The 26,311-nt window shown below is 45.4% G+C and carries 15 protein-coding genes; 10 read left to right on the forward strand and 5 right to left on the reverse strand.

Annotated elements, in window-relative coordinates; genetic code table 11:
- The first annotated feature begins 16 nt into the window (after positions 1–16).
- The 5 genes from A37S_RS0112295 to A37S_RS0112315 all read left to right on the forward strand — a co-directional run bounded on the left by A37S_RS0112295 (position 17) and on the right by A37S_RS0112315 (position 8,231).
- Positions 17–1,702, forward strand: a complete 1,686-nt coding sequence (locus tag A37S_RS0112295) for a RagB/SusD family nutrient uptake outer membrane protein (protein ID WP_028297240.1) — start codon at positions 17–19, stop codon at positions 1,700–1,702.
- Between the two features lie 335 nt (positions 1,703–2,037).
- Entirely contained in the window at positions 2,038–4,212 is a 2,175-nt protein-coding gene (locus A37S_RS0112300) for a glycoside hydrolase family 97 protein (protein WP_036602376.1), read from the forward strand.
- Between the two features lie 531 nt (positions 4,213–4,743).
- Positions 4,744–5,322, forward strand: a complete 579-nt coding sequence (locus tag A37S_RS0112305; RefSeq protein ID WP_028297242.1) for a carboxypeptidase-like regulatory domain-containing protein — start codon at positions 4,744–4,746, stop codon at positions 5,320–5,322.
- A 246-nt stretch (positions 5,323–5,568) separates the two neighbouring features.
- On the forward strand, positions 5,569–7,023 hold the full coding sequence (locus A37S_RS0112310; RefSeq protein ID WP_028297243.1) for an L-lactate permease: 1,455 nt from the start codon (positions 5,569–5,571) through the stop codon (positions 7,021–7,023).
- A gap of 152 nt (positions 7,024–7,175) precedes the next feature.
- On the forward strand, positions 7,176–8,231 hold the full coding sequence (locus A37S_RS0112315; RefSeq protein ID WP_211229784.1) for a 2,3-butanediol dehydrogenase: 1,056 nt from the start codon (positions 7,176–7,178) through the stop codon (positions 8,229–8,231).
- A gap of 85 nt (positions 8,232–8,316) precedes the next feature.
- Here the strand turns inward: A37S_RS0112315 and A37S_RS0112320 are convergent, their stop codons facing one another.
- Positions 8,317–9,012 carry a PAS domain-containing protein gene (locus A37S_RS0112320; protein ID WP_245586374.1) on the reverse strand — a complete coding sequence of 232 codons (696 nt, stop codon included), beginning with the start codon at positions 9,010–9,012 and terminating at the stop codon, positions 8,317–8,319.
- A 208-nt stretch (positions 9,013–9,220) separates the two neighbouring features.
- Here A37S_RS0112320 and A37S_RS0112325 point away from each other — a divergent pair, with 208 nt between their 5' ends.
- Positions 9,221–9,967 (forward strand): hypothetical protein, encoded by a 747-nt coding sequence (locus A37S_RS0112325; RefSeq protein ID WP_028297246.1) that lies wholly within the window; start codon positions 9,221–9,223, stop codon positions 9,965–9,967.
- Between the two features lie 114 nt (positions 9,968–10,081).
- Here A37S_RS0112325 and A37S_RS0112330 read toward each other — a convergent pair whose 3' ends face one another.
- The 4 genes from A37S_RS0112330 to A37S_RS0112345 form a co-directional block, all read right to left on the reverse strand.
- Complete coding sequence (locus A37S_RS0112330) at positions 10,082–10,819, reverse strand: LytR/AlgR family response regulator transcription factor (RefSeq protein WP_028297247.1); 738 nt, start codon at positions 10,817–10,819, stop codon at positions 10,082–10,084.
- Positions 10,819–11,847: a sensor histidine kinase gene (locus A37S_RS26295; RefSeq protein ID WP_169719490.1), complete on the reverse strand. Its 1,029-nt coding sequence runs from the start codon at positions 11,845–11,847 to the stop codon at positions 10,819–10,821. The genes A37S_RS0112330 and A37S_RS26295 overlap by 1 nt, the downstream gene beginning before the upstream one ends.
- Positions 11,848–11,909: 62 nt before the next feature.
- Positions 11,910–13,925, reverse strand: coding sequence for a WD40 repeat domain-containing protein (locus A37S_RS0112340; protein ID WP_169719491.1), 2,016 nt, complete (start codon positions 13,923–13,925; stop codon positions 11,910–11,912).
- A gap of 169 nt (positions 13,926–14,094) precedes the next feature.
- Entirely contained in the window at positions 14,095–18,048 is a 3,954-nt protein-coding gene (locus tag A37S_RS0112345; protein ID WP_245586375.1) for a hybrid sensor histidine kinase/response regulator transcription factor, read from the reverse strand.
- Between the two features lie 352 nt (positions 18,049–18,400).
- Here A37S_RS0112345 and A37S_RS0112350 point away from each other — a divergent pair, with 352 nt between their 5' ends.
- The 4 genes from A37S_RS0112350 to A37S_RS0112365 are packed head-to-tail and all read left to right on the forward strand — an operon-like array spanning position 18,401 to position 26,298.
- Complete coding sequence (locus A37S_RS0112350; RefSeq protein WP_028297250.1) at positions 18,401–21,484, forward strand: SusC/RagA family TonB-linked outer membrane protein; 3,084 nt, start codon at positions 18,401–18,403, stop codon at positions 21,482–21,484.
- A 19-nt stretch (positions 21,485–21,503) separates the two neighbouring features.
- Complete coding sequence (locus A37S_RS0112355) at positions 21,504–22,979, forward strand: RagB/SusD family nutrient uptake outer membrane protein (protein WP_028297251.1); 1,476 nt, start codon at positions 21,504–21,506, stop codon at positions 22,977–22,979.
- Positions 22,980–23,005: 26 nt separating this feature from the next.
- Positions 23,006–24,811, forward strand: a complete 1,806-nt coding sequence (locus A37S_RS0112360) for an endo-dextranase (RefSeq protein WP_157278618.1) — start codon at positions 23,006–23,008, stop codon at positions 24,809–24,811.
- 20 nt (positions 24,812–24,831) lie between these two features.
- A complete protein-coding gene (locus A37S_RS0112365; RefSeq protein WP_028297253.1) occupies positions 24,832–26,298 on the forward strand; it encodes a SusE domain-containing protein in 1,467 nt (488 codons plus the stop codon).
- The last annotated feature ends 13 nt before the right edge of the window (positions 26,299–26,311 follow it).

Raw genomic sequence — 26,311 nt, forward strand, 5'->3', positions numbered from 1 at the left:
TTTTGTTTAGATTACGATGAAAACTACAATAAAAATAACCATAACCGCCTGTTTCTTGGCTGTCTTTGCCGGTTGCATCAAGCTCGAACAGGAGTTTTACAGTCAGGTTACACCCCAAACCTTTTTCCAAAGTGAGAAAGATATACTCGCCGCGGTGAATCGGCCATTTACACATGCGCGATGGTATATGGGAGAAGATCGATGGCGGCTACAGGAATATACGGCAGATAATTTCGCCATCACCACCAAAGGCAGGCACTGGTACAATGGCGGCGAGAACGAACGCTATCACTATCATCGCTGGACAGTGGACGAAGGCTGGATATGGGGCGCGTGGCGCGGCACCCTAATGGGGGTAGCACTGGCCTTGGATGCAAAAACGGATCTGGAACCATTGGATTATTCCCGCTTCGCCCTCACTGACGAGGACAAGGCCGCCCACTTGAATCAATTGAATACCCTTGTGGCATATTTCTACATGCGCGGTCTCGATTACTTTGGAGGTATGCCCATATTTACTACTTTGGAAGGAGAAAATCTCCCGCGTAGCACGGATCAAGAGCTATTTAGCCATATAGAAAGCATATTGCAGGAAGCCATCCCCTTGCTCAACAAAAAGGAAGGTGGTGAACCGGAGCAAGGCGCGATTAGACAGGCCGCTGCCGTGGCCATGTTGGCACAGCTGTATTTCAACGCAGAGGCCTATATAGGCAGGCCCATGTATCAGGAAAGCTTGGAGCTTGCCCAAGGAATCGTTGATGGGCAGTACGGAGTTTATGCTTTAGATGCTTCATGGAACGGGCCCCATGGTTTCAACAATGATCGCTCGCCAGAAATTATCTGGTCCATACCTTCGGCATTCAATCGCTTGCAGTATGATTGGTTTTATGCCGATTTCTACCATTACAATTCGCGTTTGTACTTCAATCAGGACATGGGGGGCAACAACGGTGCTCACCTGACGCCGTCCCGTAGGCCGGATAGTACACTTTATAGAAGTGCCTTCAACCTAGGAGCGCCCTATGAAAAGTTCAGTGACGGCGATCTAAGAAAAAGGCCTTACCGCTTTTTGGGGAATGGCAATTACGAGGGCATGTTCATCAATGGACCGCATACAACTTCGGCTGGCGCAGTCATTGTGGGAGGCGAGGAATATAATAACCAGCCTTTAGTGTTCCGCGATCAGGTAGGGCGCTTTTCGGAGGTGGGGCCGGGCAGGCGCTTCGGTTCCGTGAACGAGCTTACTTCCCGAATGGCCGACGGCGAGGAAAATACGGGTGTACGTCTGGTGAAAGTACCTATACCAACCTTGGCGGAGAATACTTTGCGCTGGGGTGCCGACAATCCCGTGATAAGGCTAGCAGAGATCTATTATATGCTGGCCGAATGCAAATGGCGCTTGGGCGACCAAGCCGGTGCGGCAACACTGATAAACGAGGTGAGAAAACGCAATTTCCCCAATCAGGTAGATCCAAATCCGGTTACCGTGGCCAATCTAGATAAATACCGTTTTTTGGATGAATGGAGCATAGAATTTTTGGGAGAAGGTCGTCGGCGAACCGATTTGATCAGGTGGGACGCGTTTACCACAGAATCATGGTGGGACCATCAGCCCTCCAATTCCAATCACTTAAAAAGATTTCCCGTGCCTACGGAAGCCATAGCTGGGAATAATAGTTTGGAACAAAACCCAGGATATTAATTGACTGCAATATAGTCCGATAGTTTTCTATCAGCAAAAAGGGCGGTCTCCTACGCTTGTACAAAACAGGCATAGGAGACCGTTCTTCATTGATGTTTTCTTCCTCTATTCAAACTTTCCCTGCCTTTTTCAAAAGGCTTGGAGATATTTTTACTGTATATTAGCTGAAAGTGGAAGTAGCGAGGCATCTTTGAGAAGTATTGATTCCTGATTTATACTATTTGATTACCCTTGCTGCTGTATTTTATCTCATTTTTGTTCCGTGCCGATCTTCGTTTCGGAACAAAAAAATAAAGCAAATAGATTTTTAAACCTAATTTTGGATATTGCTACCAATGAACTTATTTACAAAAAAAGCAGTCAATCTCATCGTGCTGATCTTATGCACGATGCTATCTTGGGCCCAGAAGCTCCAATCGCCTGACGGCAACATGACCATGCAATTTTCCTTGCAAGGAAACGGCCTACCTACCTATGAACTACATTATAAGGGAAAGGTTGTTATTGAGCCTAGCAAGCTTGGTTTCACGTTGAAGGGTGATACAGGCAAGGATGATCAGGGAATTTCTCTTTTCGACGATTTTGAAATTGTCGATCAGGCAACAAGTACTTTTGATGAAGCATGGAAACCTGTATGGGGAGAAGTGAGCGAAATCCGGAATCATTACAATGAGCTTGCCGTCACCATACGGCAAAAAAACACAGCCCGAAAAGTGTTGATCCGTTTCCGTCTGTTCAACGATGGGTTGGGTTTCCGATATGAATTTCCCCAACAGGAAAAGCTCATATATTTCGTCATTAAGGAAGAGCGTACACAGTTTGCGATGGCAGACGATCATACCGCTTTTTGGATACCTGGCGATTACGATACCCAAGAATATGACTACACTGAATCGAAGCTTTCCGAAATAAGAGGGCTGATGGAAAAATCCATTACGGAGAATCTTTCCCAGACTTCATTCTCTCTTACCGGTGTACAAACATCGCTCATGATGAAAACCAGCGATGGCCTGTATATCAATCTTCACGAGGCTGCATTGATTGACTATCCCTGTATGCACCTCAATCTGGACGATAAAAACATGGTCTTTGAATCGTGGCTAACGCCCGACGTGAACGGCGACAAAGGGTATATGCAAACACCCTGTACGACGCCTTGGCGTACGGTCATGGTGAGCGACGATGCCAGGGATATTTTGGCCTCCAAGCTTACTTACAACCTAAACGAACCTAGCAAAATAGGTGACCCATCATGGATCAAACCTGTAAAGTATGTGGGCGTTTGGTGGGAAATGATTACGGGAAAAAGTTCTTGGTCATATACCAATGACGTGCCAAGCGTACAATTGGGAAAGACCGATTACAAAATCCTGAAACCAAATGGAACACACGGCGCAAATACCGCAAATGTAAAGCGTTACATAGATTTCGCGGCAAAACATGGTTTTGATGGGGTATTGGTAGAAGGCTGGAACGAAGGTTGGGAAGATTGGTTTGGCAATTCAAAAGATTATGTCTTCGATTTCGTGACACCCTATCCCGATTTTGATCTGCACGAAATACATGACTATGCAAAGAGCAAGGGCGTGAAAATGATCATGCATCACGAAACTTCTTCCTCCATACGAAATTATGAACGGCACATAGATACTGCCTATAAATTTATGAAGCAACATGGCTATGACGCAGTAAAAAGCGGCTATGTGGGAAATATATTGCCTCGTGGCGAGAACCACTACAGCCAATGGATCGTAAACCATTATCAATATGCCATTGAAAAAGCCGCCGACTATAAAATCATGGTCAATGCGCATGAAGCCGTAAGGCCCACCGGCATTGCGCGGACTTACCCCAATTTGATAGGCAATGAATCTGCCAGAGGGACGGAATACCAGGCCTTTGGGGGGAGTATGCCCAATCACGTGACGGTACTACCCTTTACGCGCCTGATAGGTGGCCCCATGGACTATACGCCGGGTATATTTGAAATGGATATTTCCAAAATAAACCCGGAAAACACCTCCCATGTGAACAGCACGTTGGCCAATCAGCTGGCATTGTACGTGACGCTTTATAGCCCGCTACAAATGGCTGCCGATCTTCCTGAGCATTATGAGCGATTTATGGATGCCTTTCAGTTTATCAAAGACGTTGCCGTAGATTGGGATGAAAGCAGGTATCTGGAGGCAGAACCAGGGAAATATATTACCGTTGCAAGGAAGGCTAAGGGGAAAAATGAATGGTTTGTGGGGAATGTTGCCGGTGAGAACGGTTTCACCTCAGAGATAAATTTTGATTTTCTGGAACCTGGCAAATCCTATATTGCCACTATATATGCCGATGCCGAAGGTGCCCACTATAAAGACAATCCCCAAGCCTATGCCATTAGGAAAGTCTTGGTCAATAGCAAATCTCATTTGAAACAAAAAAGCGCGCCAGGTGGAGGCTATGCAATCAGTATTACTGAAGTGGGAGAGAAGGGACAGGCGAAAGGACTGAAAAAGCTTTAGCAACTTACTTTAAGTATGAGAAAGGGGGCTGTTCAATTAGAGCGGCGCCCTTTTTTTGTTTAGCTAAAGGGATAATAAAGCTGTTTGTCGTTTATTGATACGATTTGATTTTAAATTGATACAATCTGATTTATCAATTAATTTCCTGTTGGTCAAATTTGAGCAGTCGTATAGTTAGCCGTATAGGACGCTTAACCAAATTGTGATTATGACCAATTGTATAACAAATTAAATAATTTTCCATACGAGTTTACTTCAGCCAATCTAACATATCCATATAGACTTTATTTCCCGAACAAAAAACGATTTTTAACGTAAACCAAAAAACAAACCTATGGAAGAATAGCATACTAAATTACCGACCAATCTAAATGGCCTTTAGGCCATTTTATGAACTACAACCTAATTATTTTATCAATCAATTGTTCAATAATGAATGAATATGTGACTAATGAGGGTCTGAGGGATCCCAATAAGGGTACGATGTCTTGTGCTCTTGCCTGTCAACTGATAATATTATGTTTATTATCGTTGATCTTTTTTTTGCCGTCTGTTCATGCCCATACTGCTATTGCTTCCTTACAAGATACGGTAATCACCGTAAGCGGTGTGGTGCGAGATCAGAATGGCATTTTACCGGGCGCTACCGTACGGGTCGTTTCCGACAGTACGAAGTTGGCTGTCACCAACACAAATGGGGAGTATATCATCGAGGTAGCCCATAATAGCACCTTAGAGTTTTATATGGTAGGCTATGTCTCCCAACAAATAAACGTGAACAAAGAAAACGTGATCAACGTGACCTTGGTAGAATCGAACAATGACCTGAACGAAGTAGTGGTGATAGGCTATGGTGCCCAAAAGCGCATCACGTTGTCGGGATCTGTTTCTACGGTTTCCTCCAAACAGCTTAAGCAAAGCCCGGTAGCCAATCTGAGCAATGCCTTGGCGGGGAGACTGCCAGGTCTTTTGTCCGTGCAGAACAGCGGGGAACCAGGTGCAGATGCCGCAAGGATCGTGATACGCGGCTTCGGTACCTATGCGGGTGGTGCGCAAAATCCATTGATATTGGTCGACGGCGTAGCACCGCCAGTACCCACTAAAAGCTAGGGGAGGATAGGCTATTGGGAATATCCAATAGCTTGAGCAATGAACTTGGAGACCTATTCGACTATTGGTCAAGAGACAGGTATGGAAGACAATGCGGTCTAATATCTGGCTCAAATGACCATGGTATCCAACAAGGAGATATTATTATGGTAAGCTCGATCTGACTATTAAAAATGAAATTATAAACGGATGAAATAGATTTAAGTGCTTATTTTGCGAGGCGAGATTAATAATACCTAACAAAATATGATTTATATATTGGCGCTTTTACCCATTCTTGCCCTAATGGTTTTTTCCCTGACGAAAGGCGTGAAAACAGCTGTAATGATAGCACTGACCATCTCGCTGGCTCTGTTTTTCTACTGGGGTGCAGGTTTTTCCCATTTGGTGGCCGTGCTAGGGGTATCTTTGCTTACCACTACAAACATCCTGATGATCGTGCTGGGAGCGACTTTTCTCTATAACATAATGGCACGGACGGGGCAGATTCATAAAATCAGCCACTCACTGGACGATTTGCACGCTTCCCGCGATATCCGTTTCTTTCTGCTCGCTTTTGGACTCACCGCTTTTTTTGAAGGAGTAGCCGGCTTTGGTACGCCAGGAGCCATTGTGCCGCTTATTCTGATTGCCATGGGCTTTGAGGCCATCCTTTCCGTTTCGGTGGTATTGTTGCTGGACAGTCTATTTTCCATGTTCGGAGCGGTGGGCACGCCCATCGTTACGGGCCTTCAGATTCCACTTCGTCTTGCTCATATAGATATACAGAAAATAAGTCTATTGGCAGCTATACTCATACTGCTGGGAGGGCTTGTTTTTCTGTTTTTCATCTTTCGACTGATCAGGAAACAGCGCAGTCCGCTCGAAAATAAACGGAAAATGATGGTATTGTATCTCTTTTTTGCTGTTCCCTATGTCGTGTTCGCCTGGTTTTCCCCAGAATTGGCAACTGTTCTGGGCGCATTGGTGATGCTGCTGTTATCGGTAGTCTATCTGAGAGGCAAAAGTGGAAAAGTTGACCTAAGGCCATGGCTGCCCTATGCAGTGCTAGCTTCGCTCTTGCTATTGCCCAAACTGATCCCCGACCTAAAACAATGGCTGGCTTGGGAATTGACATTGACCAATATGCTTGACACGGGAATAAGCGGTGAACTAAGGCCATTGCAATCCCCGCTTTTGCCTTTCTTGCTGGTAGGCCTAGGTGTGGCGTGGCTACAAAAGAGCAAATCCCTGCATTTGAAAATATCCCTGCAGAAAGTGGCCAACGTATCGGTCATCTTGCTGCCTACCATAGTAATTGCCAATCTGATGATACACTCGGGGGTGGGGCAACTTTCCATGGTGGGGTATATTGCCAACATGATGAACAAAATAGGTCGTAGCTATACCTTGCTGGCTCCCTTTGTTGGCCTTATTGGTACGTTCATTACCGGTAGCACTACTATTTCCAATCTGGTGTTTGCCCCTACGCAGTACGAAACCGCCAATTATCTAGAGCTCAATAGACATATCATTCTATCCTTGCAATTGAGCGGCGCCAGCACGGGCAATGCCATTTGCCTGTTTAATATCATTGCGGCAGCAGCCATCGCCGATATCAAGGATTACAGTGGAGTCCTCAAGAACAATCTGTTGCCTACGCTGCTCGTTGGCCTGCTTCTTGGCTTGCTGGGTATGGGCATTATGGTCTTTGTTGGTTAGTCTAGGGATATAAAGTTGACCGAGAATTAAAACAAGATTAGAATTTACCATTTTGTGTCAATCGCAAAACTTTGCCGTCAACGTGTCGTTACTTTGCTATATACATAGAAGTAACTAGTTAACTTATAACGGAAAGAAAAAACATGGAAAAAATGAAAGCTGCAAGATGGCATGGGGAGAAAGATATTCGCGTGGAAGAAGTCGAAATTGAGCAACCGGGCAAACATCAAGTTCAGGTAGAAGTAAAATATGCCGGTATTTGCGGATCGGACTTGCACGAATATACCCATGGCCCCATGATTATCCCTTTTAACGAGCCCTATCCACTTACGGGACATAAGGGTGTGACCACAATGGGGCATGAATTTGCAGGAGTGGTCTCTGCGGTAGGAGAGGGTGTAAAAGATATAAAGGTAGGCGATCGGGTCGCCATTGAACCTATGTACCGCAATAAGGAAAGTGCTTTTTATGTAGAGGGGAATTATAATCTGGGCGAACATTTTGGCTTCGTAGGTTTGTCGAGCAATGGTGGATTTGCCAAGTATGTGGTTGTAGAAGACTACATGGTCAATAAGATACCAGATTCCATGAGCTTCGAATTGGGTGCACTGGTGGAGCCGGCTGCCGTAGCGGTGCATGCCGTTAGAAACAGCGGCTTGCAGATCGGCGATACGTGTACGGTATTTGGCGTGGGGCCTATCGGTCTGCTTACCATTCAAGCGGTCAAAGCTGCTGGCGCATCCAAGATTATCGCCATAGATGTTTCAGAGGCACGTTTGAAGAAAGCCGAAGAAGTAGGTGCTACCCATGTGATCAATGGTAAGGACACGGATCTAGTGGATCAGATCAAGGAGATTACCGGTGCACGTGGCGTACAATACGGTTTTGAGGTGGCCGGTGTCCAGCCTACGTTTACCAATTTAATGAAATCGCTACGCAATGGCGGCACCTGTGTCATCATTGCCCTATTTGCCAAACCGCTAGAGGTAGATGCGTTTGACATTGCTGTGCGAGAGTTGAAGATAATAGGCTGCCTGGCTTATAAGAACATATTCCCAGAGGTCATCCAGTTGATAAATGAAGGGAAAATGGACGTTGCCAAGTTAATCTCAAATAAGATCAAGCTGGATGATATCGTCGATAAGGGCTTTGAAGCACTTTTGGGAGGGAACGAGATCAAGGTATTGGTAGATATCGCGGCCAGTTAATAGCTGTGGATTTTGATTGATTCGATGGAGAGAGGCCAATAAGACAAAGAGAGAGTGGGTTTGCCCATTGGCCTCATTTCCATCGTTAACCGAAAAAGCGACTGAAAAAACCTCTTTTGACGGGTTCATTAACTACTTCCGGTTCCTTCTCCACTTTAGGTTTATGGCGTTCTTCATACTCCTCCAAGATAGATTGGATGAAGCCTACATAGGTGTTGCCCTGTTCCTCTAGAAAACCAATCAGGTATTTCTCACTGGCATCTACACTAGTTGTTTGTTCTATTTGTAACAGTCTTTTGTATAATGGGGCTATATGTTTGTCAATTATCTCGGTAGGCACGGCTTTCCTCCTTCCAATATAGTTGGTTATCTCTCCATCAGTATTGCGTGTTACTTCAAAATCGGTCATAACCCAGTAATAGCGGCCAGATTTCGCTAGGTTTTTCACGATGGCGTGAAAGTTGTTCCCTTCTTTGAGATTTTCCCATAGTACCTTGAAAATGACCTTAGGCATATCCGGATGCCTGATAATATTGTGTGGCTGTCCCATCAGTTCGTAATCTTCGTATCCGCATACATCAATAAACACATCATTGGCATATTCGATGGTGCCGTATTGATCTGTTTTGCTCATGATGGTTTTGGTTTTGTCCCATGCTACCTCCTTGTCGATAGGGGTGGGCCTGTTCCTTGTGTTTTCAGATGCCCCCTCCGGGAATACCTTCGATAGTGTTTGTTCGTTTTCCATACTTTCGTGATTTTCTTTGTTCGCTATGTCCATAACAGGGGTGTTTTAGAATTTCCGTTTGGCCAAAGATATAATCTATTGATTGTCAAAATATTTATATTAGTCATGTTAAAATGTGATTGTTATCACATAAAAGCCACATATCACTTGTCGTGACGTCCACACAAAAGGGAGTTTCCCTTGTTTATTGCAATAGAGTACAGAAAATTGCATCTTTACACCGGAATAAGAAATTTATCGCATGAAGCCAATACGCATGACCTACAGAACGATTTACATTATATTATTTGCTTTACCTTTACTTTTTGTTTGCACATCAGGTACAGCCCAGCAATTGCTCAAGGGAAAGGTGCTGGAACTAGGCAGCAATGAGGTGATGCCTCAAGTGGACATAAAGAACCTGGCTAGCGGTGTCGTGGTAGGGAGTGACCGTAACGGTGATTTTTCGATTGCCGTAAAAAGCAATGAGATACTGGTGTTTTCATTTCCGGGCTATAGAACGGACAGCTTGGTGGTGACCGATTTTGCTTTCAAACGTGTGTACCTTACCGGCGTGGACGATCCGCGCCTGCTTTCCGAAGTGAACGTAACGGCCATGACCAATTCGCGTCTGGAAGAGGAGCGGGCAAAGGCCCAGTCGCAAGGGCAGGTGGCTACGACGGTAAGCGGCGGCGGCATAGCCCTGTCTCCATCCCGCATGTTTGGCAAGGAAGGAAGAAATGCGCGAAGAAGTTATAGGCTCATGGAGGAAGAAGCCAGTAACAGGGATATCGATGCGCGTTTTACCCCTGCTCTGGTCCAGAGCTTCACGCCGTTGAAAGGCGAGGACCTGGAGCTGTTTATGGTCAATTATAGACCTAAGGTCAATTTCATTAAAAAGGCGACCGATGATGATCTGCGTCTGTACGTCATCGATTCTTATGGCAAATTCAACAAGCTGACCGAAGCACAAAAGAAAAAAATCAAGCTAGAAACTGACCAAAAGTAAATTCTCTCGTCACGAACCGGGTCCTTTTGGTGTCGGGCAGGGGCCTATGCGGTCCGATTTACCTTGATGCTTGTACCATGTGAACGGGTATATATTGGGGAGGAGGACGGGACGTCACATACTTGGTTTGGGAGGAAACGAAAGTATTTTTGAGCTGATCGATTTAAAAAAATTTTCTCTGTATGCGTTTCCGATAGGGATATTTTTGTCGCCATGCAATACGCTGACAACATTCCCCTCCACAGCGGTTATTTGTTTCAGCGAAACGATAAAGGATTTGTGTATCCGTAGGAAGTCGCTCTTTACCAATTGACGCTCTACATCTTTTAGGTTGAGATAAGCAGGGATACGTTGCCCATCGTCCGTGTGGATGATGACATAGTTTCCGAGCCCTTCAATGAAAGTGATGTTCTTGGTGTGGATTTTCAGTAGTTTTCCTTTTTGTTCTGTTTTCACAAAAAAGTACGATTCGTTGCTGTCATTTGAGACTACGCTTTGGCTATGCTTTTCTTGCAATTTATTCACGGCCTTTAGGAACCTGGAAAAAGAAATGGGCTTAAGCAAATAATCCAATACGGCATATTCAAATCCTTCGATGGCGTAGTCGCGATAGGCTGTTGTGATGATCACTTGAATGTCTCTGTTTAGCTGTTTCAGGATCTCTATTCCTGTCAAATCGGGCATCTGTATGTCCAGCAAGACCAGTCCATTTTGCATTTGATGGAGCAAGGTAAGCCCAACTACTGGATCCGTGGTGGTATCAACTAAATTCAGGAAAGGAACTTTCTCCACATGATGTGCCAGTAAATCTATCGCATGTTGTTCGTCGTCAATAATAATACAATCTATCATCAATATAGCGGTATTTTCAAAAGCACACTGAAGCTTAACTGTTCATCTTTCAATAACAAGGTATAGTTATCGCCGTACATCAATCGCAAACGCTGCTCTACATTTTGCAGACCTATGCCGTTAGATAGTTCTTTAACGCCTTGTCCTTTCTTGTTCTCTATATAGAACGATAATTGTTGCGCATTGGTATTCAGGTTGATAACAAGTGGGTGATTCCTGTCTTGCAGATCGCCATGCTTAAAGGCATTTTCTACCAATGTGATGAGCACCAACGGAACGATAGTGGCCGATGGATTGACAATATGTTCATTGTATATGATGTTCAAGCTATTGTTGTGTCGCATTTGGTTTATCTCAATGACATTTTTCATGTGTGTCACCTCTTTATCGATCATTACTTTTCCGTCGGCATCCTCTTCTTTTCCCAGTGCATAGCGCATGATGTCTGCCAGTATGAGAACAGATTGTGCCGTGTCTTCATCCAATTTAATGGTTTTTCCATAGATGAAGCTCAAAGAGTTGAAAAGAAAATGGGGATTGATTTGGTGTTTCAAAGCATTTAGCTCAGCTTCAGCTTTCTGTTTCTCCAGAATAATCTGCTGTTTGCTTTTGCGTATCCACTCGATCATCACTGCAGCTGAAAAGCAAATTATCAGGTCAAAAACGTAAAAGATAGTACCCCAGAGCAAAAACCAGTAGATACTGGTTTGGGCAATTACACTGTTTGATAGGGCGGTAGTTTCTTCTTGAGATGTAGTGGCAAAGTCCCAATAAGCCAGACTTATTTTTTCAATAAATAAAAGACCTACGATAGCAAATGTATATTTTCGGTTGCTTTTGCGCATAAAAGGAAGAATGGCACAGAATATCAGGATATAATAAACAAAAACGCCTTCTAGGGTTAAAAGCAACAGGTTGATTCCTATACCATGTCTCTTTCCAAACTCGCTAATGGCTTTGTCGGGATCGGAGATATAGGATATGAAAAAGACAAAAGCGAAAAGCAATGTCTGAAATAAGACCAGCACAGCGATACGCTTTTGGTTCTTTCTAAGAAACGCTATGATTTTCGACAATAGGTGCATAATAATCAAAATGTCAAGCCTATACCGCCGGAAATACCCAGATCGCCTCGTGTCGTGAAAGAAAGGTCAACGCGCGATTGAAGTTTCAGTTTTGGAATAATCTGTTGCCTATACCCCGTGCCAAATACCCCAACAATCCGAGGGGTGTAGTTCTTGAAAAAACTGGGGGCTACATCACCTGCACCTGCAAATAGCACATACCCATACCTCGGGTCAATGTCGCTGAAATTGGATCTCAGTTCACCCTGTACGGCAATAGCCTGCCTGTCGATATATAAATTGCGCCAAACACCACGCAAGATCCTGTCGGCAGATAGATGCGGCAATTGATAAAAGGGGATATCGCCGCCATAGGTATTGTGGTATATGGCTTGAAAGGCTATCGTCGTGCCATCCGTCAGTATATGTAATGGATAAAAACTCCGGTAATCAAGCTGGAGGTCATTGTATTCAAAATCACTGCCTATTCGGTTGTCATAGCGTATGAAAGATAAATCAATGTAACGGCCTTTCGTGGGGAAAAGCAGGTCATTGCGGGTGTCATAGCGGAGGACTGCGCCAATGCCAGCCAAGAAACCTCCTTCATTGTCGGGAACTGGCCATGAGCTGGATGTGTCATATTCCAATGGGCTATCATTGCGCACATGATATTTGATGCCTGCAAAAAAGCGATCCTTTATCAATTTGGCTACTTCTCCTTCCCATGAGAATATATGGTTATGATAAACGGAATTCCTGCCCCTATCGGCATCATGGCCTATTCCAAAGAAGAAAGATCGGTTGTTTTTGAGAAAGCCAATCTGATTGAAAAAACGCCATCCACGCCTATGAAAATAGTCGGCATGGATGCTGGCCTGCCATTGTCCGTTGAAACCATATGAAACCATAGGGGTGAGGGAAGATGGACGGAAGAAGTGTGATTGGGCCTGCTGGCTACCTTCGTTATCGTTGAATACAAAACTCATTCCCATTCCCAATATCATACTTGCTTCTGGAGTATAGCTGATAATAGGTAACGGAACGATATTTACTTTTTTCGTGGAGCCGCCTAGAAATGCGTCGTCGGGCTGCGCACTGGTATGCTTTTGTGCGTTTTTCTTGGGCCAGTTGCTATTATCGACAAGATGCCAAACATGTTGCTTGTATACGCTCAATTTTCCTTCTTCAAAACCTACGGCAGCCTCTATGCCTTCCATACTGTCCACTTTTAAGCTGTCCTGCAAGTCCCATATGCTGAGGTGGCCTACGTCGTCCAAACTCATCAGATGCCTGCCGTCAGGCGCATAGGCCAGTTGCGTAATAGCGCCTTTTTCCGTACGGAGACTATGAATTACCCGATCTGCTTGGAGATCCCTAACTTCGATGACGTTTTTGTGATTGACGCTGGCATATTGGTGTTTCATGGTAGGATTGAAAATCAGGTTTTTCAATCTCGAAGCTTCCCAATTTACTTTTTTTTTCCGTAAGGTTTTTGGGTCAATATCCCAGACAATTGATCTTCCGGCAGCTAGCAATTGCGAATTGTCATCATCGATGGCTAGGCTATTGGCATAATCGCTAATGGAACGGCTGTTGTGCAAATGCCAGTTTTGCGTATCATAAGTGGATAGGTACGCTTTCCAAAAGGATCTGGAGTGGATTAAATAGGCCGTGCCACCGTCTTTTGTAAATGCAACGGTTTCGATCACAAAAGGCAATATCTGCTTTAATTGGCAAGCATTGTCTATATCATATATGTATGTCGTTTTTTCTTTTTTGGAAGAATAAAGTACCCATCTGCCATCGTCGCTTATCGTGTAGAAGTAAGGGATTTCCGAACTGGACAGGTCAATGGTGCCGATCTCTTGATTTGATAGAATATCCGTCACGATGAGCTGTCCATCCCTGTATCCTATGGCTTTTTTGCCTTTAGCCGCTAAGATGCTTTTAGGATGAGATGAAGTAAGGTCTTGAGCATGAACAAATACAATAGGGTGCAAGCAAAATATGGATAAAAAAGTGATTCTTAAAACAGTGTTCATAAAAAGCATTGATCAGTAAATGTTCTCCAAGGAAAAGCCCTTGGATAGACTAAAGCTACAATGTTACTTAAATACAGCTTTTTCCCCAATTATATTATGTCAACTAGAGGATTGGAGGTGTAAACAAACAGATGCTATATGGCAAGTGTATAAACGGTCTCGCTGATTGTCAAGCATCATGTTTCAAATGGAGCACATAGGTACTGGGACTGACGCCAAATTGCTTCTGGAAGTCCCTGGAAAAATTGGTAGGAACACTATACCCAATCTGATAGGCTACCTCATTTATCTTGTATCGTCCTTCGGCCAGCAGCTCCGCCGCACGCTTTAAGCGTGTCAAGTGAATAAGTTCGTTGGGAGTAAGGTTCGAAATGCCTTTGATCTTACGATATAAGGTTGGCCTACTCATATGCATTAATTCGGATAGCTTTTCAACGTCCAGTGTACTATCCATTATATATTTGTTTATTTCCTCATTAAGCCGCTCCAGAAAGTCTTTGTCTGTCTTGGAGTAAGCCATCCCTTTGATATGGGTCAAGGGCGAATTGGCAAAATAGTTTTTCAATTGATCTCTGCTGGCCAGCAAATTGTTGACTTGTGCCAATAGGTAATCGAAGGCAAAAGGTTTTTCGATATAGGCATCGGCTCCCGTCTCCAATCCTTCGATCTTGGACTGTATGCTGTTTTTGGCTGTCAGCAGCACAAGGGGGATATGGCTGTATTGGATATCGTTTTTAATCGCCTTGGTCAGCTCTATGCCGTCCATCACGGGCATCATGATGTCGCTAATGATAAGGTGTACCTGCTCTTGCTGAAGTTGGGTGAGTGCCTCTTGGCCATTTCGGCTTTTGATGACACGATAGCTGTTAGCAAGTTCATGTGCTAGGTATTGGAGTATTTCTGTGTTGTCTTCCACGAGCAAGATAGTTGGCAAAGCAACTTGTTCTTTGTCGGACAGGTTATCCTCGTCTAGAGCAGTTTCTTCCTTTCGCTCCTCATGGTCTATGATTTCCAGTTCATAGTCTTGGTGTATAGGGATGGAAAGCACAAAAGTGTTCAATTGATCCGAACTATTCGTGATTTCAAGTGATCCTTTGTGCAGCTCGGCCAGGGAGCGGGCGAGGGGCAGGCCAATACCGGTGCCAGATACCTTGTCGGATTCCTGGGTGCGGTAAAAGGGTTCGAATACTTTCTTCTGCTCTTCCTCTCTGATGAGTGGACCATCGTTCCTGAACTCGATATGGAACAACAAGTCATCGCTGCTGAAAGGCAACATGCGCACATGAACCTGCTCTTGGGCATATTTGATGGCATTGCTAAGTAGGTTGCCGATTATCTTTTTCATGGCTTCGGCATCTACGAAGGCATGTAACGTCATTCTGGGCAAACGTAAGGTATAGGAGAGCGCTTTGTTGTCGGCTGCTGGCTTAAAGCGGTCGAACTCTGCTCTCAACAGCTCATTAACATCTGTCTTGGAAAAATTCAGACTGAAACTATTGGCTTCTGCCTTTCTGAAATCGAGCAGTTGGTTAGTCAAATTGATCAATCGATCGGTGTTTTTTTCTATCATAAGTAAGCTTTCATTCGTTTGTTCATTCCCTTCGTGCTGTTTGATTAGCTTATCCAGGGGCATTTTGATAAGGGTGAGAGGCGTTCTGATCTCGTGGGCAATATTGGTAAAGAAATCGATTTTGGAATGATGTATTTCCCGTTCCTTGCTCAGTTCAAAAGACTGCATTCGCTCCTTTTCCTTTGCCTTCAAAGCTAGGTAGTAATATCGAAAAACTACGGTAACAATCCCTAAAAACGTAAGTATATATAATGAATAGGCAAAATTTGTAGCCCAAAATGGAGGGCTAATGGTAATATGCAATCTTTTTTCCATTTGGTTCCAAAGGCCATCGCTATTGCTCGCCTTCAAACGAAAAACGTAATGCCCGGGAGCCAGTTTGGTATAGTAGATCTTGCGATTGTCCTCTAGGCTGATCCATTCATTGTCTAGGCCGTCCATCTTGTACCTATAGCGGTTTTTCTCCGGAATGCTATAGCTCAGTGCTGCTACACTGAAGTTGATGTTTGCCCTATCATAACTCAGAGTGAGGCTATCCGTATATAAAATGGATTTCTTCAATATTTGATCATCGCCATGTAGGCCAATAGGCCTATTGTTTATCTCCAGTCCCGTTATATATAGGGGAGGTACAAACGTGTTTTGTAGAAAATTGCTAGGGCTGAAACTGATCATGCCTTTTACCGTACCAAAATACATGGTGCCATCGCTATCGGCAAAAGAAGAATTGTAGTTGAACTGCTCGGTGGGAAGTCCATGGGCCGTATGGTAATGGTCAAATTTCTTTGCTTGGGCATCGTATTTGTTTAATCCCTTTGCCGTAGAAATCCAATACAACCCCTTGTCATCTTCCATGATGCGAAATACCTGGTTGTCCGTCAGCCCATTTGCCGTGGTATAGTGCTGGAACTTATCTTGCTGGGGATCATATTTGCTCAGCCCTCCCTCCGTACAGAACCAAAGATGGCCATTGCTGTCGCGGTAAACGTTGTTTACATAGTTGTTGATGATACTTGGCTTTCCTGAAAGATGTTCCAAATGGCCGCTTACTTGAAGGCTATCTTGTTGAAAGTATACCCCATTGCCGTAGGTACCTACCCAAAGCGTACCCCGGACGTCCTCGGTGATGGACTGTATATGTCCATTGAAGAACGGAAGTTGCACGAAATGATTTTTACCTCGGTCGTATCGGTATAGTCCACTCCATGTCCCCACGAGTATTTCTCCCTTTTTCGTTTTATAAAGACAAACGATAAAGTTGCTGCCGAAATTGTGTTCCATGGCCGTGTTGTAATGGCGAACTACCTTACGGCTTTTCAGGTCCATTACATCCAGTCCGTGTTCATAGGTGCCTATCCACAACTCATCTCCATCGGCTACCAATCCATGTATGTTGCGGTAGCTAATGCCTCCAGACTTTCCGCTTGGCAGAAAATGTTCAAACTGCCCCGTTTTCGTGTTCCATCTGTTCAGCCCGGCATCTTCCGTGCCTATCCAGAGTGAGCCATATTGATCCTTGCAGATTTCGTGTACAATATCCCCGCTGATGCTGTTCTTACTAGGTTCGGCATAATACTTTCGGAAATTGTTGAAGAGACCGGAATAATAGTTGACGCCACCAAAGAAGGTACCTACCCATATGCCTCCTTCATGGTCTTTGTATATACTGGACACGGTATTGTCCATGATAGCATCCATTTGCCCTGATTCCTTATCGAGGATAGTCGTGTGCTTGCTTTTGAGATCATATAGGTACATGCCGCTTTCCGTACCAAACCAATAGGTGGCGGCATTTTGATGGAAAATGCTGTGGCTTTGTACTTCCGAGCTGGGCAGATCGGCAAAGACGGGTTGGATACGTTTTGTTTTATGATTGAACAGATAGGTCTGGTTGATGGCACCTATCAAAAGAGCACTATCTCCCACGGCATGGATCACATTGATGGGTTTGTCTTGTGTATCGAAGCTTTCAAAGCGGCTTTCTTGCGTCAGGAAGCGCTTCACCTTGCCGGCAATGGTGGCTATCCAGATATCTCCGTTCTTGCTGATGTGCAATGAGCTAGTCAGATCATCTTTCAGTACAATTGCCGTTAGTCGTCTCTTGTGCGGTGTGTATCGATACAGCCTATTGCTGGATATAATCCATATATTACCTTCCCTGTCTCCGTCGATAAATCGGATTTCTCCTTTGGGTATGATAGGTAAAGGGACGAAGGCTTCCTTTTTGGGATAATAAATGTACACACCGTTATAAGAACCGACCCATATATGCTCATCCTTATCTTCATAAAGGCTCAATATAGAATTGCTTCCTAGGCTGAGGCTATCTTGCAAATCGGTTTTAAACACTTTGAAATGGGTGCCGTCAAAGCGATTCAATCCATTGCGCGTGCCGAACCACATGAATCCTTTTTTGTCCTGAAGTATAGACGTGATGGTATTGCTCGATAGACCATCGGATACCTGATAGCTCTTGAAATAATAAGTAGTTGGGCCAGCCCAACCGTATAGGTAGCCGAGCCATAGGAAGATGCATGCATATAGGCTTTTCACAAGCGTCAAAATTAAGGTCTATCTGCTATAATGGAATAAAAATACCGCTTTTTTGGCACAAATCAAGTATTTGGCAAGTGTGAGACATATTGATTTTAAATTGATATGCTCCGATTTTTCAAATTAGATAATAGCCCGCAACTTCGCATTATCAATATTTGACTGACCAAAATATAAATTAATGAACAAGCAATACATCAGGGATTGGGGCTTTCGCATAATTAAGGATGCAAAAGCAAATGATAAATGATGGTATTGAGCATATAAACGCTATTCGTTGAATTAATGTTCCTTACAATAGTATTTATAGGCGATATCTAAGTTAACCAATTTTAAACAGACTAGAAGAAGCATGAAATTTTGTCAAATGAAAATTGCCTTCACCAAGGCAATTAAGGGAAGTATTTTTCTGAAGCTATTCGCGGTAGGTATATATCAAGTGATTTCCTTGCCAAGTGCAAGTTACGCTACCTATCTGCCTATCCCCATCGAAAGGCAACAGCAAGAGATAATGGGAGTAGTGCGCGATGCAAATGGGCAAGCGTTGCCAGGTGTCACGATCCTGGAAAAAGGGACTACCAACGGCACCACTACCAATGAGGGTGGAAAATACAGTATAAGGGTGGCAAGCAGCCAAGCGGTACTGGTATTTCGCTCAATGGGCTTTGTAGAACGCGAGGTGCCAGTCGCTAACCGAAATGAGATCAATATCTCCCTTGCTGAAAATGCCGCCCAATTGGAACAGGTTGTGGTGGTAGGGTATGGCTCCCAGCGTAAGAAGGACCTGACCGGAGCCGTGGGCACGGTAAAGACGGAAGAGATAAAGGGCTTGCCCGTGCCGAGCCTCAGTGATGCCGTACAGGGTAGAGTGGCCGGTGTACAGGTGGTAGCCTCTGGTACGCCGGGATCCGATGCTACATTTAGAGTGCGTGGTACGTCTACGATGAACAATAACAATCCACTTCTGGTGATAGACGGTGTTCCTGTGATGAGCGGTCTAAACAGCATTAACCCGGATGATATCGAGTCCATGCAGGTGCTCAAGGATGCTTCGGCCGCTGCAGTATACGGATCGCGTGGCGCCAATGGTGTGGTTATTATTACTACCAAAAGGGGCAAAGGACTGTCTAACCAGCTCAATGTAAATGCCTTTACCGCTTGGCAAAATGCTACAAATATGGTAAAGATGTTGAATGCCAGTCAGTTTGCAGAGTTGCACAACGAGATGATGTCTGCCAATAACCAAGCGCTTAACCCTGAATTTGCCAATCCTAGCACTCTGGGAGTGGGAACGGATTGGCTGGACAATATATTCCGCACGGCACCCATGCAGAACTATTCCATATCCTATACGGGCAATTCCGAAAATGCCAATTATTATGTTTCTGCCAATATCCTAGATCAGAAAGGTATTGTTAATAATACGGCATACAAACGTTACACGCTGCAATTCAACAGCGACCATAAGCTGTTCGATAGGTTGACCTTTGGCAATAGCTTGACCTTGAATCACGATTTGAAGCCCCAAAATGCATACAATATACGCGAGACCATGGCTGCATTGCCCACGCAGGCCATCTATAACGAAGATGGAACCTATGCAGGCCCTATAGGCCCGGCCAACTGGGTGGGCAATATCCGCAATCCGGTAGGGGTAAACAACTTGGTGGAGAACAATACCAAGGGCTATAACATCATCGGTAATATATACGGCAGTTGGGAAATCATCGATCACCTGACTTTCAAGTCTACGGGCGGTTTGCAGGCCAATTTCTGGGATGATCGCACTTGGTCCCCCGCCTATAGCTGGAGCCCTACACCAGAACCCTATTCTTTCCTTTCCCAGGGAAGTAATAAGGCATTGACTTGGCTGTGGGACAATACCTTGACCTATGACAATTATTTCAACGAGGTGCACCACGTCACGGCATTGCTAGGTACCAGTGCCCAAAACAACCGCTTCGATACCATGTTTGGCTCCGTGCAAGGCTTTGCCAGTGATGTGACGCAGCAATTGAGCAATGGGATCATGCCGCCTACGCTGGGCGGCACGGCCAATGAATGGGCCCTGATGTCCTACATTGGACGGGTCAATTATGATTATAACGGTAAATACTTAGTTACGGCTACCATCAGACGCGACGGATCCTCGCGTTTTGGGCCTGAAAACAAATACGGTACGTTTCCTTCCGTATCGGGTGCATGGCGCCTGTCGGAAGAAGCTTTCCTAAAGGACGTAGCGTTTCTCAACGATCTGAAACTACGTGCCGGCTACGGACAGACGGGCAATCAGGAAATCGGCAATTATACCTTTGCGGCGGTGCTGAACACCGGTCAGTATAACTTCAACGGCAATCTGGTCCCAACGGTGACACCAGATGCCATGCCCAACCCATTTGTGCGTTGGGAAGCCGTGGCACAGAGCAATATCGGTATAGATGCTTCCTTGTTTCAGGATCGCTTGTCCATTACGCTGGACGCTTACCTGAAAAACACGGAGGACATGCTCGTGCAACAAGTTGTACCTATCTCTACAGGCTATTCGGGAGACAGACCTTATGTCAATATCGGTGCCATGCAAAACAAAGGACTTGAACTGACCATTACCAGCCAAAACCTGAAAGGTACGCTGGATTGGAATACCAATTTCAATGTATCCCTCAACCAGAACAAGATTAAGCGCTTGGATGGCAACGTACCCATTCCTGCCAATGGCATTGGCCTCAATCAGTTTCTTTCCCTGCAGCAAGTGGGCATGCCCGTGGGATCATTTTATGGTTTTGTAACGGACGGTATCTTCCAGACACAGCAGGAGATAGATGACCATGCGGTGCAGGTACCCGGTCAGGATCCGTTCAACAGGACTTCGCCCGGCGATATCCGCTTCCTTGATATGAACAACAATGGAGTCATTGATGATGATGATCGGGCCATTATCGGTAATCCCAATCCCAAGTATATTTTTGCCATGAACAACAGCCTTTCCTATAAAGGGATAGATTTTAGCCTGTTCTTACAAGGAGTGGCTAAGGTGGATATCTATAATGCCAACCTCGCATGGCAGGAAGGCATGGCGGTAGCCGAAAATCAAACCATAGCTGTACTGGATCGATGGACTGGCCCAGGTACCAGCAATACCATGCCCAGAGCTATCTTCAACGACCCCAATAAGAATACACGTGTTTCGGATAGGTTTATAGAAGATGGTTCGTACTTGCGTATCAAGAACGTCACCTTAGGCTATACGTTTCCGGCGTCTCTTACCAACAGGATAGGCGTTGGGAGTTTGCGCTTGTATACATCTGCCCAAAATCTTTTGACCATCACCAATTACAGCGGATTTGATCCTGAAGTTGGGGTAGGAGGTATAGACAATGGTGTATATCCGGTGACGCGCACCATCAGCGTGGGACTTAATGTAGGCTTTACAAAATAGATGACCAAAATATAAACAGATGAAAAAGATAATATATACTTGTTTTTTTGCTGTGGCACTGCTCGTCGCTGCCTGTCAGAAAGACTATTTGGAAAGGGTACCATTGGATACCATCAATACAGAAAATTATTACAAGACCGCTGCCGACGCCATTGCCGCGGTAAATGGCGCGTATCAACCCTTGCAATGGCCCAAGCTTTATAACATGCGCATGTGGACCACGGATATATGGGCCGGCAATAGCCAAGTGGGTGCGGGTGGAGGAACGGATGGGATAGAGACCCAGGATATAGCCAATTTCGTAACAACGACGGACAATGCTGCCGCGCTGGACGTATGGCGTGGACCGGCACCCGGTATTTTGCGTTGCAATACCGTATTGCAGCGTATACCCGATATCGAGATGGACGAGGAGTTGAAAAACAGGATACTGGGAGAAGCCAAATTCCTCCGGGCACATTATTACTTTGTGCTGGTACAGTTGTTTGGTGATGTCCCCTTGATATTGCTTCCGCAAGGTCCCGAGGACGACCTGTATCCACCACGTACGCCCAAGGCAGAAGTGTATCAGCAGATTATTCAGGATTTGGCCGAAGCCATAGGCCAACTGCCCACGGCACAAAGCTATGGTGCCGAGGACAAAGGGCGGGCAAGCAAAGGCGCAGCTGCTGGGCTATTGGCCAAGGTTTACGTGACCCTCGGTCAATACGAGCAAGCATTGCCCTATATCACTCAAGTGGAGGGTATGGGTTACTCCCTGAATGCAAATTATGCCAACAACTTCAATCCAAGCATGAAAAATGGCGTAGAATCTTTGTTTGAAGTGCAATACATTGGTAAGACCAGCGCCGACTTTTGGTCGGATGCCAATCAAGCCTCCTGGCTGAGTACTTTCATGGGCCCTAGAAACTCCAACATGGCAGAAGGTGGATGGGGCTGGAATCAACCTACCAGCGAATTTGTCAATGCCTACGAGAATGGCGATTTACGTAAAGACGCTACCATCTTTTATGAAGGTGGTCCCAATTTCGATGGCCAGGCTTATCGCGCTTCTTATTCGAGCACGGGATACAATGTCCGCAAATTTATCGTTTCCAGAAGCATTGCGCCTACATATGATGCCAGCCCGATGAATTTTCCCGTATTGCGTTATGCGGATATCTTGTTGCTGAAGGCAGAGGCCCTGAACGAACTTGGCCGCACCGTGGAGGCAGAAGAACCCTTAAACCAGGTACGTAGTCGTGCCGGACTTCCAGCCGTGAGTGGCTTGGGACAGGATGCTTTTAGACAAAAGGTATTGCACGAACGCAGGATGGAACTCGCATTTGAAGGGCACCGTTGGTTTGACCTTGTCCGTGTAGGCAATGGCCAGTATGGACTCAATTTCCTACATAGCATAGGTAAATTGAATGCTACACAGAAACACCTGCTGTTGCCCATCCCACAGCAGGAACGTGACGCCAATTCAAATTTGACTCAAAACAACGGGTATTAAGCAGGCTACTAACCAATTATTGAATTATGAAAAAGTCAACTTATTTCTTGCATATGTGCCATAGGGGAATGCATGGTGCATGGTTCATGCTGCTGCTGGCCGTGGTCGTACTGGGCTGCAAAAAAAATCCGGCTAATGAAGAAAGCCTAGGGTTACCGTTTGACCACAATGGCCTATTGGATTTTCGGCTCCGGGTGAATACCGATAAATCGGCCTATGCACCGGGTGAAGCCGTAGCTTTTGTACTGAACAAGGAAGTATCCGTGCCGCTTAAGGTAAAGTACAAATGGTTGGGCGAACTATTGGGCGAACAGGATATAACGGGGTCATCCTGGTCATGGATACCTCCATCGGACGATTTCAAGGGCTATTTGGCCGAAATCTACGCGCTACACGAAGGGGAAGAGTACCTACAGACAACCATAGCGGTAGATGTGTCCTCATCCTGGATCAAGTTTCCGAGATATGGTTTTCTGTCCAAATATCCCGGTATGTCCACGCTGCAGCAGGACGAGATATTGGACAACCTGAAACGGCACCACATAACTGGCTTGCAGTTTTACGATTGGCAGTACAAACATCATAAACCATTGGCAGGTACGGTACAGTCTCCTGCACCCTCTTGGCTCAATCTATTTGGTGCACAATGCAGTGGAGCTACCGTGAAATATTATATAGACGGTGCCCATGCCCGCAATATGAAGGCCATGGCCTACAACCTCATATTCGGTGCGGTGCAAGATGCCGAAGAGGACGGCGTATTGCCCCAATGGTACGCTTACAAGGACAATCAACGGGGTGAGATAGATAATCACCACCTCGACCCGCCTTTCCTGAGCAGTATATACTTGACCAATCCGGGCAATACGGGCTGGCAACAATTTCTCAACGGGCAAAACAACGATATGTACGAAGTATATCCTTTTGATGGCTTTCACATGGATCAGCTGGGCAACAGGAATATGACCCATTATGATTATGATGGCCAATCTTTCCAGATGTATGAAGGTTATGGCTCCTTTATCAACGCTGCTAAGGCTGCCAAACCGGATAAGTTTGCCGTACTGAATGCCGTAAGCCAATATGGGCAGCCGGAAATTGCCGAGGCCGCCAGCGATTTTCTGTACAGCGAGGTATGGGATGCCACCACTTACGAAGATTTGGCCAACATCATTAAGGAGAACGATCGTTTGGGCAACTATCGGAAGAATTCGGTCATTGCCGGATACATGAACTACGGGCTTTCGGGAAGCCAAGGTTTTTTTAATACACCGGGCGTTTTGCTGACCAATGCGGTCATTTTTTCGCATGGGGGGGCACATATCGAATTGGGCGAGCATATGCTGAGCAATGAGTTCTTCCCCAATTCCAACCTCATCATGCGCGATAATCTGAAAGAGGCGATTATCGGCTACTACGATTTTCTCACGGCCTATCAAAACTTGTTGCGCGATGGCGGCAATTGGTATAGCCCATCCGTCACAACTTCGGGAACCCCGGTATCCATCGCCTCATGGCCCGCTAGAAATGGCCAGGTCGCTAGCTTCGGCAAGCATGTGGGCAGTAGGGACGTTATTCACTTGATCAATTTTGTCAGTGCCAGCCATATGGAATGGAAAGACTACAACGGTACCCAAGCCGAACCGGTGCAGCTGAGCCAACTTCAGTTGCAAATAGGGGTAAATGGCTCGGTGAAAAAGGTTTGGTGGGCTTCGCCCGATGTGGACAAGGCAAAAAGTAATGCGATTGATTTTGAGCAACAGGGTGGCACCATTAGCTTGCAATTACCCAAGCTGAAATACTGGGATATGATCGTCATCGAATACAATTAACCTCTTATAGACCATAAATAATGAAAACCAATCAACGTTTTTTAAATCTGCGTCTGTTGGCAGCCCTATTTGTTGGGGTGCTCTTTGCCGCTTTGGGAGGCTGCGCCAAAAGCGATTTTATTGTGCTACAAAAGGCCGATCAACCATTGGCCATTCAAGCAGATACCAATACTGTTACCCTTTATCAAAAACTGAAACGTGCCAATGCGCTCCGATTGGACTGGACCACGGGCAGCAACCAAGGAACCGGGTCAGCCATTTCCTATATCCTGCAAATAGACAAATCGGGGAATGAGTTCAAACAAGCCAGGGATTTCAGTTTAGGAAAACAGGTTTACTCCAAGGTATTTACTATTGAAGAACTCAATAATCTATTGATATATGAATTGAACCTGCCAACTGAACAGGAGAGCGAGATTGAAGCTAGGGTAGTTGCCTCTTTCACTTCCGACAAGTTGGCTGCAGAGATTTCCACACCCGTATCTGTCAAGGTCACGCCTTATAAGAAAGTGGCAGAAACTGTATTTATTTTGGGATCGGCCACACCCGCTGGCAACGCCTTGCATCTGGCAACACCACTCAACAGAAATGCACAGGATGAGACGGTATTTTCCTACAGGGGCAGGTTGGAACCGGGCAATTACTATTTTGCCACGACACAAGACGCTCAAACGGCTACTTATTTTTACAAGGGAAGTGAAGAAGACCGGATAGTAGCCCGAGAGACTAGTGGCGGTAACGCCTTTACCATACAGGAGGCAGCAACTTATTCCATCACCCTGGATCTGGTGACGCTTGACATTACTACGTTAAAGATAGACGAACCGGCCCACACCCAGCTTTGGGTGTTTGGCAGCGCTACGCCAAAGGGATGGGTCATCGATGATCCGGATGAAATGGAACGCGATGAGGAAGATCCGTACATCTTCCGTTATTCTGGCGTATTGCAAGTGGGCGAACTGAAAATTCCCACGGAAACAGGCAATTTTGACCAAGACTACTATATGCCGCCCAATGAGGCAGGAAATATAAACAATCCAGAAGTTATCCTGGTGCCCAACGGTGGACCCGATTGGAAGTGGCAAATCACAGAGGCCGGGCCTTATCAAATCGTGCTGGATTTGCGCCAGATGCGGATAACGTTTACCAAAGTGAGCCTGTATGCCCAGTTGTGGATGGTGGGAGACGCAGCACCTGCGGGATGGAATATCGATAGTCCGACACCCATGACCTTGAATCCAAACGATCCCAATGAATTTATCTATGAAGGGCCATTGAACGTGGGCGAGTTTAAGTTGCCCGTAGCTACGGGCAACTGGTCCACGGACTTTTTCATGCCAGCGGTAAACCACCCACCATTGACGGATACCCGTGCGGCATTGGTGCCTGGTGGCGATCCCGATTACAAATGGTACATCGCACAGGCCGGAACGTATAAAATAGTGCTCAATCAATTATTGGGAACAATCATTATAGAAAGAAAATAAAGAAAATAATCCG

This window comes from Olivibacter sitiensis DSM 17696, assembly GCF_000427965.1.
GTDB classification, from domain to species: Bacteria; Bacteroidota; Bacteroidia; order Sphingobacteriales; family Sphingobacteriaceae; genus Olivibacter; species Olivibacter sitiensis.